Origin of the sequence: Streptomyces monomycini (assembly GCF_022271435.1) — a bacterium.
Taxonomy (GTDB): Bacteria; Actinomycetota; Actinomycetes; order Streptomycetales; family Streptomycetaceae; genus Streptomyces; species Streptomyces monomycini.
On record NZ_JAFIQY010000069.1, the window covers coordinates 19329 to 28624 of the forward strand.

Consider the following 9296-nt stretch of genomic DNA (forward strand, 5'->3'; position numbering starts at 1 on the left):
CGGCCGGTTGCCTTGCAGATGTCGGCGTTTCGAACGGCGTCGCTGTGCGGCGGCCGGGTCTGAAGTGCACGCAGGTCCCCGTGCGGCGGCGTGTCTGCGGGGCCGGCGTGGCGCCCTGCCGGGACCCTGCGTGGGCTGCGGGTGCGGGTCGCTGATGTCGGCGGAGGTCGTGTCCGGCTGGGCGGTCCTGTTTCGGTGATCAATGGGCCACCGCAGCGGTCGGCATGCGCGCCCGGGGCGAGGGCCGGGCCGGGTCTCGCCGTGGCGCGTCTCGTGCAGCTGCAGGCGACGGCGCTGCGCCGTCGCCTGCAGGGCTGGCCGGGGCCCGGGCTGGCGGCCGCCAGCGGCCACGGCGCGCGGGCGCCCGCGCGCCGGCTCACGCTCTGGCGCTCACCAGGATCCCCCGTCCTGCGTGGAAGCGCTCGAAGACGCCCAGGGGCAGCGTCGCGGAGGCCGCGTTGTGGGAGTAGCCCGACGGGTTGTGAAAGCACACCGTTTCGCCGTGGGCCGCGTGGATCAGCACCAGGTGCCCGCCCCGGCGCGGTGCGTGCGTCGCCGGGTCGCGGATCTCCGGGGAGACGGAGGCGATCAGGGCCTGGCCGGGGCGCACCGCCGGGGCGGAGGCGTGGATCGGGGTGTTCTCGATCAGTTGGCAGGTAAATCCGAACTGGGCGCTGATCCAGGCCATGAAGGGCCGGTAGACCAGCCCGTGGACCTTGCCCTCGGGCTCTCGCACGTAGCAGCCCTGCTCCAGGGCCAGCGCGAGCAGTTCGCGCATCGACAGGCGGATCTCCGTCCAGCCGTGCAGCAGGGACTGCAGGCAGGCCAGGCCGCAGACCTTGCGGGACCAGAACAGGTACTCCTCGCGCGAGCGGTAGCCGTCGCGGGCCCAGTCGTGCAGGTGCGAGGGGTCGGTGCGCCGCAGGAAGACGTCGAGGCCCGAGGGGGCGGCGCGCCGCATGACGACTTCGTCGTTGCGCTCCAGGCTGCCCCACTGGGAGACGTACGGAAGGCTGGTGAGGCGTTCGTCATGTGATGGGAAAGTCGAAGTAGACATCGGTGTACGGCTCGCTCTTCAGCGTGTAGTGCCACCACTCGCAGGCGTAGCGAGCGAATCCGCAGCTCTCCATGAGGGAGCACAGGCGCTCGCGGTTTGCCGCTTCGGCGGGCGTTGTTCCTCGTGCTCCATGGTGGGAGCGCGGGTCCATCAGGTCGTGGCCGCCGCCCATGCGCACCGGCTCGCCGGTGGCCAGGGCGTAGAGCGTCAGGTCGACGGTGCTGCCGCGGCTGTGGTTGGACCGGGCGGCCACGTAGCCCCTGGCGAACAGCTCGGATCTGTCGATCCGGGGGTAGTGACGCTGCTTGGTCCGGCCGTCCTCCGGTTGCTCGGACCAGCGTTTGAAGCAGTCGACGGCGCGTTGCGGACGGTATCCGTCCCAGACCAGCAGGCCGTAGCCGCGGGAGGCGGCTTGTTCGTGCGCCCGCCCCAGGGCCGTGCACAACGCCGTGGTGCCCACGATCCGGTTGGTCAGGTATCCGTCGACCGGCGCTCCGGTGAAGTTGTCCCCGGTGGCGTACTTGGCGTCCCAACGGATGCCGGGCACCAGTTCGTCGAGGTAGCCGAAGCCGGCCTTCATCGCTTGCCTCGGCGCAGTGTCACCGACACGAGCCGGTCGATCACCTCGGAGAGCGGCAGTCCCGCGGCGGCCATCATCCGGGGATAGCGGCTGTAGGAGGTCAGGCCGGGCAGGGTGTTGACCTCGTTGAGCACCACCTGACCGTCCTTTTGGAGGAAGAGGTCCACGCGGGCCAGCCCCCGGCAGCCCAGTGCGCGGTAAACGGCCTTGGCGCTCTCCTTCACCTGCCGGCGGGCAGCGTCGGGGATGTCGGCGGGCACGATGAACGTCGCGTTCTCCGAGCCGGTCTCGGGCGTGTCCTCCTGGTGGATCCGGAAGAATCCGTGCGAGAGGGCCACACGGTCCACCTCGCCCGCCATCAAGCCGGCCGGATCGCCCAGGAGGGCGCAGCCGACCTCGCTGCCGGCCACGGCCTCTTCGATCAAAACCTTCGAGTCGTAGCGGCGGGCCGCCTCCAGCGCGCCGGGCAGGTCCTGCTTGCCGGTGACTTTGCTGACGCCGAAGGACGAGCCCGAGCGGGCCGGCTTGACGAAGACCGGGTAGGAAAGCCGGTCGGCGTCGACCTCCTCGTCCTTCGTGACCACCCGGAAGGAGGGCGTGGCGATGCCCGCGCTGCGGGCGACGGTGTAGGTCAGGGACTTGTCCATGCACAGGGCGGAGCTTTGGACGTCGCAGCCGGCGTAGGGGATTCCGGAGAGCTCCAGCAGGCCCTGGAGCGCGCCGTCTTCGCCGAGTGTGCCGTGCACCACGGGCAGCACGAGATCCAGGCGGATTACTTCGAAGCGGCCCGGTTCCAGGACGAGCAGGCCGTGGACGCTGCGGTCGGGTGACAGTGCGACCGGGCGGGCGCCGGCGTTCTGCCAGCCGGCGCCGGGGACCTCGCACAGTTGCCAGACGCCAGAGCGCGTGATGCCGATCCAGTACGGTTCGTAGGCATCGGTGTTGAGGTGCTTGGCGACCTCCTGGGCGGACTTGACGGAGATGTGGTGTTCTTCGGAAGAGCCCCCGAAGATGATGCCGATCTTCAACCGGTCCGTGTTGTCCCGCAGGTTGCCCCACCTGTTGTCCTGCATGGTGTCCCGCTTTCGAAGTCGAGGCAGTTGATGAGGCTGTTGGTGACGGTGTCGCGCAGCGCGTGGTCGGTGTAGTAGGCCGTGTGCGGGCTGATCAGCACATTCGGCAGTTCTTGCAGGCGCAGCAGCGCGCGGTGATCGATCGGCTTGTTGCGGCAGTCGGTGTAGAAGAGGCCTTCCTCGCCGTCGAGGACGTCCAGCGCCGCGCCGCCCAGCCGGCCGCTCTCCAGCGCCGGAACGAGGGCTTCGGTGTCGATCAGCGGCCCGCGTGCGGTGTTGACGACGAGCGCGCCGTGTTTCATCTGCGCGATCCGCCGGCGATCGAGCAGGTGGCGGGTGTGTGCGGTGAGCGGGGTGTGGAGCGTGACGAGGTCGCTGTGCCGCAGCAGGTCGTCCAGCGACACGTGGGCGGCGCCGGGCCCGGGGTGGTTGTCGTGAGCCAGCACGCGGCAGCCGAAGCCGTGCAGCCGGTCGATGACCGCTGTGCCGATACGCCCGGTGCCGACCACTCCGACCGTCAGATCGCGCAGTTCTTTGCCGCGTCTGTCACCGAGCCGGTAGTCATGGGCATCGGTGCGGCGCAGGGTGGCTTTGGCGTGGCGTACGGCCATCAGCATCAGCATCAGCGTGTAGTCGGCGACGCTGTCGGGCGAGTACGCCACGTTTGCGACGCGGATTCCGAGGCTTGCGGCGCAGGCCACGTCGATGTGGTCGCAGCCGACGCTTCGGGTGGAGAGGTAGTGCACCCCGGCGCGGCTCAGTGCCGTGAGCGTGGCCCGGGTGACGGGCGTCTTGTGGCCGATGCTGATGCACCGGTTGCCGGCGGCCAGGGCGCTGTTGGCTTCGCAGACCGCCGCCTGGGTCAGGGTCGCCACCACGCCCAGGCCAGGCGCCAGTTCCCGAAAGAGACGGGCCTCGTCCGGCTCGCACCCGTAGACCGTGATGCCCGTGGTCGAAACAGCCCGTGAGGGCGGCGCCGGTGCTCGGGTGCGGCACGCCGCCGCTGGTGTGAATCCGCTGGAAGTCATGTACGTCAGTCAAGGCAGCGCGGTGTTGCCGACGCGTATGCGTTTTTTGCTACACCTGCGATATGCCGCGTGCGCCTTGGCGGCTCTGGGCGCCCGGGGCCGTGAGGACGGCGCCGCGGCCGGGCCGCGGGCTCAGTCTGCCGGGTGCTCCGGCCGTCTGTCCCGGGCGCAGTCGGCGGGGCGGGGCGGGCCGGCCCGCCGTGCTCGCGCGGGGCAAGGGCGGGGTCGGGGCGAGGGCGGGGCGAGGGCGGGGCGGGGCGGGGCGGGGCGGGGCGGGGCGGGGCGGGCAACATATCGTCGGTGTAGCGAAAAGTGCATACGCGCCGGCAACACCTCGCTCTTTTGACTGACGGGCATGAGTTTTCGCGAACCGGCCCGTGCCGTCCTCTGCCTTGCCGGTCGGCCCGCGCCCGCCCGTACCGTGACGGGCAGGCCGTGGCTGCGCCGCATCGCTTCCTGCGCGGTCCAGGCGTGATCCCGCCCAGCCTCGGCGAGATCGCCGCGGTGGTCGGCGGCAGAATCGAGGGCCAGCGCGCGGTGACGGTGAGCGCGCCGGCCGTGCTCGACGGCCGGCGGGCCGAGCCGGGCGGCCTGTTCGTGGCTTTCGCCGGCGAGTACGCCGACGGCCACGACTACGCCGTCCGGGCCGGCCGGGAGGGCGCGCCGGCCGTGCTCGGCACCCGGCCCACGGCGCTGCCGACCGTCGTCGTCAAGGACGCCGGCGCCGCGTTGCAGGCGCTCGCCGCCCACGTCGTCATCGGCGACATCGCCGAGCTCACCGGCTTGGCCGCGCCCAACATCGCCGTCGTGCTCAACGTCGGCCAGGCCCACCCGAGCCATCTCACGTCGCGCGCGGCCATCGCCCGGGCCAAAGGCGAGCTGGTGCAGGGCCTGGCGCCCGGCGGGACCGCGGTCCTGGGCGCCGACGATCCGCGGGTGACCGCGATGTGCTCGCTCACCGACCGCGCGGTGCTGACCTTCGGGCGGGCCGAGCACGCCGACGTCCGCGTCCGAAAGGTGGCACTCGACCAGCTCGCCCGGCCGTCCTTGACCCTGCACACCGCCGCCGCCTCACCCGGCCACCGAGGCTGCCCCGAACGTCGCCCCACCCCGTCGAACCGGTGAAGACGATCAACAAGCCCAAGCCCAAGCCCATACGCCTGCGCCAGCAGCACACCGTCCGCCTCGCCCCCGCCGCTCTGTTCTGAACCGGACCGCGCGAAACGCAGCCGGGTGCCGTCATCAGGTGAGGTGTTGGGCCCCATTGCCTTCAGGGAAAGGGGTCGCCGTAGTCACGGCCGCAAAAGCCACGGTGCCGCGAGTCCGGACTGGTGGTCAGCCGAGCCAGAGCCGGACGGAACTGATGGCGTCGTTCAAGTTCACGTACGTGGACTGGTGGTCGGAGTACCCCGACACGTGCTTGAGGCCGGGGAGCTTCTTGCCGTTCCGGAGGCGGACGTAGTCACCCATCCCCTCGGCGTCGGCACACAGCTCGGCCTTGAGGAAACCGTGGTTGTAGACGGACGAGGCCCGGTCGTTGGCATCGAAGGGGCTCAACCTGTCGACGCTGTCGGTGACGATCCAGATGCGGGCGTCGTGGCCGCCGTTGTAGTCGCTGTCCTGGTACAAGCAGAGCGAGCGGTCCGGGCAGGCTTCGAGGCCGTGGCCTCTGATCTCGCGAACGGGCGAGTCGGCAGCAGAGGAGGCCGCGGCTGGCGCGAGGGCGGCAGTCAGAGCCAGGCCCAACGCAAGAGCAAGTTTCTTGATCACACCCGGTAGAACGAGCCAGGGAACACGAGGGCACGCTTTCTCGGCGGGGGCGATCGGGGGCAAATCGCTGTCGGTCGCCCCGTCCGCCCGTGGCCCGGTTTCCCGTCCGACCTGTCCGGCGGCCCGCGCTCCGATGGGTTTCGGCCCCTGCGCCGGTGGGCGAGGCGGGGGGGCGGATGTGCCGGAACCCGCGGCGGACGCGGGTCGGCGTGAGGGTCGCACCGGCTTGGTGCTCTTCTCCCAGGGCTTGCGCTGGTCAGCTGTTATTGGTGCGGCGAGGCGGAGCTGGGTGTGGGCGGAGATCACCAGCCATGTCCAGCGGTCAGCTGCCTGCGGGGCGCGTAACCGCGGCCTCGTCCAGCCGAGGGACTGCTTGAACAGGCGAAAGGTGTGTTCCGGGTCGAATCGGCGCAGGTAGCAGAACCAGGCGAAGTCGACGTCGTCCGGGGTGGCGCCGGTGACGGAGGACCACAGCCAGACTGGTGGTGCGTCGCGGTCGCCGGGCAGGTGGTCGACGTTGGGCCGGATCAGTGTGCCCTCGATGACGGGCAGTTCGCTGGCGTGGTCGATTCACGCGGGCCGCTGCTGTAGGCGGGGGTGGAGCCGGTCCCGGGCACGGGCCTCAGCCTTGCCGTAGTGGGTCGTGTCGTTCACCGTGACCACCGACGGCTCCGGCCACGAGGCGGGGCGGGCCAGGCTGAACTCCGTGCGGTGCCGGGCCTGCCGGCCTCGGGAGCGTAGATGCGTGGCGGCTTCGGCAGCCGCAGCACGCGGTCCGAGCGCAGGCGCCCGACCAGCTTGACGGGCAGGTTGCGCAGGCGCCCGACCAGCTCGACGGGCAGGTTGCGCAGGAGCCAGGCCAGCCGCATCACGTCATAGCCCGCGTTCATCACGACCAGGACGTCCCGGTCGCCGCGCTGCTACTGACCGGACGTGATCAGCCGCTCGACCACGGCCGGCAGCTGGTCGGCGGTGACGGCCGTCGCGTCGTCGGCGGGCCCCGGCCGAACCGCGTCCGGGACCTGCGTCCATGAGGTGCGGTCCGGGGTGAGCGCGACGACGAACGAGTACGGCCGGCCCGGCACCACGTGGTCCGATGAGCGGCCGATGCGGCCGTGGACCAGGCAGAACAGCCGGTCCGGCGAGCAGGCCGCGTCCGAGCGCAGCCACGGGGACGCGTCGACGGCGAGCACGATCCGTCCCTCGAAGCGCGGCATCGGCAGGGAAGCCGGCAGGTCACGCAGAGTCTCGGTTTCCAGGCGGCCGGGGCTCAAAGCGCCGTACAGCGAGCCGTAGCCACGCTGATGCTCAGCCAGCAGCGACAGTTCGGCCGGTGTCCGCGTCGGGCCGTCCGCGCACAGCAGCGCGTCGGTCAGCTCGAAGAACGCATCAGCCCGCGCGGACAGACACCCGTGGAAAGCCGTCCGGAAACGCGACAGTTCCGCGAGCGCCTCTCGTCCGCCGGCCCGCACCAGCACACTCATCCCCACGGCATCCATCACGGACGTCCGTACCGGGGGACAGGCTTCAGGGCGACGAGGAGGACGGACCACCTACCCGGCAGTCACCGCGGAGAGTCAGCGAACGACCGGATCCGTGGTTAAGGAACAAGCTGAGCTTGTTATTTAACGTTTGTGAGCTTTGAGGTGATTGCGTTCAGCGATGGATTCGGGCCGCCTGGTCGTTTTGCCCACGTCGTGACGGGTGGCTAGGTGTCGGATTTTGGAGCCAACTAGCCTGCCCGGTACGAGAGTTGAGGGTTTCGGTGCACGGGTCGGGCAGTGAAGTTCCGGGCGGAGGTTCCGAAACCCTCGCCGGACCCGGGCGAGGGTGAGGCGGGCGGGTCCGGCCGGCTTCTCCCAGGGGTCGCGGAGGACCGCAGTTTGGGGCGGGTCCAGCCGAGGGCCTGCTTGATCATGCGGAAGGTACGTTCCAGATCGAAGCGGCACAAGAACGCCTGCCAGCGTAGATCGATGTCGCCGCTGGTCATGCCGGTCTTGGAGGACCACAGCCAGACGGGCAGCGGGTATTGCCCGCCGGGCAGGTGGTCGACCTGAAGGCGGATCAACATGCCGTTGATGACGGGGAGTTCGCCGGTGTGGTCGATCCAGGCTGAGCGGGTGGTGAGCCGGGGGTGGATACGGTTCCAGGCCATGGCCTTCGCGGTGCCGTAACGGTCGGTGACCCGCACCGTCTCTGTGTCGGGATCGCCCCAGGTGTCGGGCTTGGCGAAGCGGAACTCCTTGCCGTGCTTCGGCGGTCTGCCGCCCTGTGGGTAGGCCGCGGCGTACTCCTTGAGCGTGGGCGCCGGTCGTCGCATGACGCGGTCCGTGCGCATCCTCCCGAGGGCTTCGACGGGCAGGCTGTCCAGGAGGTAGGCCATGCGCGGGGCGTCGTATCCGGTGTCGAAGACGATCAGGACGTCCGGCTCGCCGGCCTCCCACTGGCCCTGCTCGATCAGGTCGCTGATCACGCGGCGGACCTGGGCCGCGGTGGTCTCGGCGATGTCGTCGCCGGGGCCGAACCGGGCCGCGTCCAGCAGCTGGCACCAGGAGGTGCGGCCGGTTTCCAGCGCGGACACGAACGAGTACGGCCAGCCGGGGATGAACTGGTCACTGGAGCGTCCCGAACGTCCGTAGACGTGGCAGAACAGCCGGTCCGGGCTGTACGGGGCGTCCGGCCGCAGCCAGTTGGTCACGTCGACCGGGAGGACCAGGCGATTGCCGGCGGCCTTGGGCTGCGGCAGCATTGCCAGCGCCTGCCGCAGCCCGGCGACGTTGATGCGGCCGCAGTTCAGCGCGTCATACAACGCGCCGTGGCCGCGACGGTGCTCGGCCACTAGCGTCAGGTCGACCGGCGAGGTCACCGGCCCCGTTCTCACACAGCAGTGCGTCCGTGAGCTCGAACAGGGTGTCACCGCGCCGGGTCAGGCACGCATACAGGTCTTCCCGGAAGTGTGACGTGAAGTCGAACGCGTCACGCCGGGCGTCGTGGTCCAGCACACTCACCTCCGCGGCCTTCGTATGAATCTGTTTCCGTGGCGGAACGCAGGATCATGTGAGGGCCGTCCGCCTGTCTGGCGAATGCCCAGGTGGGTGACGCCGTTCGGGGCGTTGTTCGACGTCGTGGCATCATGTCGGGCATGACGACGATCCGAAAGGCCCATGCCGCGTAGACGGCCAGGACACATCCGTGCCGCCCTTCCCTTGCGGCACCGGACATACGATGCAAGGCCGGTCATCGACGGCCTGTCCCGGCGTGCGCTGTCCGAGATCATCCGCCTTGAGCGCACGCGGAACTATCTGGAGCCGGGGGACGTCTCCACGGCCGTACGTTTGTGGAAGTACTACGTCCGCACCCCTGAGCGCCAGCTGTGGCATGACTACGAGTGGGGCAACACGCACTGGTACTGCTGCGGCAACCCTCTGGAAGCCCGTGCCCTGCTCGACACCGTGATGCAGGCCATGTCACCACGAAGTGCCCGGGAGCTCCGGGCCATCGTCAGGAAATACGACGCCGTTTGGAACACCCCCGCGGCACCGTATGCCGCGGATGGAGGTTAAAGAACAAGCTGAGGCCACCCGGCACGGGCGGGCCCGGCGGCCACCGGCGTCCAGCAGGCGGGGCCGGCCGGGCTCGCGGGAGTCTCAGCGCTGTGCAGGGCGCTCGGCGGCCGGATCGAACCGCTGGCCGGCCCCGGGCCGCGGGTCCGCCCCGGGCCGCGGGTCGGCCTCTCCCCTGCCGCCCGCTCCCGGCCGGATCCCGCGCGGGCGCTCCGGCCGGGGGCG

General features: G+C 70.4%; 7 protein-coding genes and 2 pseudogenes. 1 reads left to right on the forward strand and 8 read right to left on the reverse strand.

All coding sequences use genetic code 11. The features are described from left to right. Positions 1-376: 376 nt before the first annotated feature. Genes JXZ78_RS39070 through JXZ78_RS39085 form a run of 4 tightly spaced genes read right to left on the reverse strand, consistent with a single transcriptional unit; the run spans position 377 to position 3738 of the window. Entirely contained in the window at positions 377-1057 is a 681-nt protein-coding gene (locus JXZ78_RS39070) for a hypothetical protein (protein ID WP_063726067.1), read from the reverse strand. Continuing rightward, positions 1029-1637, reverse strand: coding sequence for a D-Ala-D-Ala dipeptidase VanX (gene vanX / locus JXZ78_RS39075; protein ID WP_030019662.1), 609 nt, complete (start codon positions 1635-1637; stop codon positions 1029-1031). The genes JXZ78_RS39070 and vanX overlap by 29 nt, the downstream gene beginning before the upstream one ends. After that, positions 1634-2710, reverse strand: a complete 1077-nt coding sequence (gene vanA, locus JXZ78_RS39080) for a D-alanine--(R)-lactate ligase (RefSeq protein WP_050502379.1) — start codon at positions 2708-2710, stop codon at positions 1634-1636. Before vanA ends, vanX begins: the two co-directional genes overlap by 4 nt. Then, positions 2662-3738, reverse strand: coding sequence for a D-isomer specific 2-hydroxyacid dehydrogenase family protein (locus JXZ78_RS39085; protein WP_106968755.1), 1077 nt, complete (start codon positions 3736-3738; stop codon positions 2662-2664). Before JXZ78_RS39085 ends, vanA begins: the two co-directional genes overlap by 49 nt. A gap of 471 nt (positions 3739-4209) precedes the next feature. On the opposite strand from JXZ78_RS39085, the pseudogene JXZ78_RS39090 reads away from it, so the two are divergent. Then, positions 4210-4812 (forward strand): annotated as a pseudogene (locus tag JXZ78_RS39090) (Mur ligase family protein); the annotation flags it as partial. Between the two features lie 261 nt (positions 4813-5073). Here JXZ78_RS39090 and JXZ78_RS39095 read toward each other — a convergent pair. The 4 genes and pseudogenes from JXZ78_RS39095 to JXZ78_RS39110 all read right to left on the reverse strand — a co-directional run bounded on the left by JXZ78_RS39095 (position 5074) and on the right by JXZ78_RS39110 (position 8510). Continuing rightward, the gene (locus JXZ78_RS39095; RefSeq protein WP_157851545.1) at positions 5074-5508 is read right to left on the reverse strand and encodes a peptidase inhibitor family I36 protein; all 435 of its coding nucleotides are present in this window, start codon (positions 5506-5508) and stop codon (positions 5074-5076) included. 650 nt (positions 5509-6158) lie between these two features. Then, positions 6159-6398, reverse strand: a complete 240-nt coding sequence (locus JXZ78_RS39100) for a hypothetical protein (RefSeq protein WP_238783693.1) — start codon at positions 6396-6398, stop codon at positions 6159-6161. 30 nt (positions 6399-6428) lie between these two features. Continuing rightward, positions 6429-6992 (reverse strand): transposase, encoded by a 564-nt coding sequence (locus tag JXZ78_RS39105; RefSeq protein WP_238783694.1) that lies wholly within the window; start codon positions 6990-6992, stop codon positions 6429-6431. Positions 6993-7133: 141 nt separating this feature from the next. Further along, positions 7134-8510: pseudogene (locus JXZ78_RS39110) on the reverse strand (transposase). Positions 8511-9296 lie beyond the last annotated feature (786 nt).